This is a genomic window from Marinimicrobium locisalis, from assembly GCF_039822625.1.
Taxonomy (GTDB): Bacteria; Pseudomonadota; Gammaproteobacteria; order Pseudomonadales; family Cellvibrionaceae; genus Marinimicrobium; species Marinimicrobium locisalis.
The window spans coordinates 1-1569 of record NZ_JBDLLG010000066.1; the positions used below are offsets into that span (position 1 = coordinate 1).

The window sequence follows — 1569 nt, forward strand, 5'->3', positions numbered from 1 at the left end:
AAAAGGACACAAGCCGCCGGAAAGTGAGCCACGCCAAAACCGATTAAAAATAGCGCCCAGCGGCCGGCGCCTTCGGCCACCGGGAAATAACGAAACCCGGTGGCCCAGCCCACGCCTACTCCCAACAGAACCAGAAACCCGGCCGTCAGCCACCTGGCTCCCCGATTTTCCGCATGGGTGGGGAGTCGCCAGTGCGCGTAAATGGGAAACAGCGCGACCAGTGGGACACCCAGCCAAAGCATCAGCGCAGCCCGTCGAAAAAGTGCTTGGCGTTAGTGGCCAGGGAGTCCAGATGGTAGCCGCCCTCCTGCACAACTAGTGTGGGCAGCCCCACAAACCATCATCATTTCTCACGATCAGCACTTTCTGAACAGTGTCTGCACACACATGGCGGACCTAGTGTTGATCACCAAATGCGACAAGGAGGAGTAAAAGCAAAAAGCCCAGCCGGGTTGTCGGCTGCTTTTAGAACATTACGTTCCTCTTTATCAATGATCAGGGAAACCCATCAGGTTGACACTCCAGCCTGGGGGCTCTAGAGGCCCGTTAACTCCAGCAAGGGAAAAGCAAGATGCGACCCGGTCATCCGTAGGTGAAATTAAATAAATCTTTCCTCTTTATATTTTTTCTTTCATTTTGTAGCGCACTTAACAGCCAATACCAAACCATCTTTCAGTGAGACGTATTCAATACATGTTCTTCCATCTTTTATTACGGTTCTTTCTTTATAGGACAAAACGTATTCAATCTCCCAAACACCAACCAAGCCATTTTTGTTGCGATCAAAATCTCGATAGTTAAAAGGAAATGTCAAAAATAATACTATCAGCACCACTCCATATATAAATACCAATACTGAAATAACAGTCAAGGCCATTTTCATACTATTTATTCCGCGAGTGTTGCGTAGTAGTTACACCTGGCATAGAGGTATACAGTGAATAACCAATTCCACCAGGAGTGACGCTAATATCTCCAGATAGCCCCCTTACATCTATCCCGACTTGGTTTAAACAGCTCTGAACAGGAGCCCCACAATTATTAGTCGCTGGATTGTAACCTGACCCAGAACTATAACCAGATAAACACTGCTCTAGAGAATCATCCTGCTGCTGTGTTAAAGGAAGATTAAATCCTAGACCAGACCGGAAATCCTGATTGAGATTCATGTATTCTGATTGTGGTCTAATATCCATTCCACCTGGCCCCCAAGAATATGATGTTCCATTTACATTTGTCGAAACGTGCCCAAAGGAGGAGCTTCCCTTACCAACACCGCCCCAGATAACGACCTCAGCCAAGCCAAACGGATCGATAAATGCTAAGGGGTTATTAGATACATAAGTATAGGTATTAATCCCACCTTCAAGCCCAATCGGATCACTCTGAAGATACCTTCCGGTGCTCGGATCGTAATCCCTAAAGTAGTTGTAATGCAGCCCAGTTTCTTGGTCGAAGTATTGGCCCGGAAACCGAATATTGTTCGTGACCTGCTCAACGTCCACCCTGGCCTTCCCAAAGGGCGTATACGTCGCCTTCCATGTGATGGCCTTTTGCGCATCGGTCAAC

General features: G+C 47.5%; 3 protein-coding genes. All 3 read right to left on the bottom strand.

Features of this window, described 5'->3' with window-relative positions; genetic code table 11:
* Positions 1–242 (bottom strand): hypothetical protein (locus AAE514_RS18390; protein WP_347333021.1); only part of this gene is annotated, 242 nt, incomplete at its 3' end.
* A 389-nt stretch (positions 243–631) separates the two neighbouring features.
* Positions 632–883 carry a hypothetical protein gene (locus AAE514_RS18395; RefSeq protein ID WP_347333022.1) on the bottom strand — a complete coding sequence of 84 codons (252 nt, stop codon included), beginning with the start codon at positions 881–883 and terminating at the stop codon, positions 632–634.
* Position 884: 1 nt separating this feature from the next.
* Positions 885–1569 (bottom strand): RHS repeat-associated core domain-containing protein (locus tag AAE514_RS18400; RefSeq protein WP_347333023.1); only part of this gene is annotated, 685 nt, incomplete at its 5' end.

Bases quoted from the DNA above. Each gene is read 5' to 3' on its own strand.
- AAE514_RS18395 (WP_347333022.1), bottom strand. From the start codon at position 883: ATGAAAATGGCCTTGACTGTTATTTCAGTATTGGTATTTATATATGGA.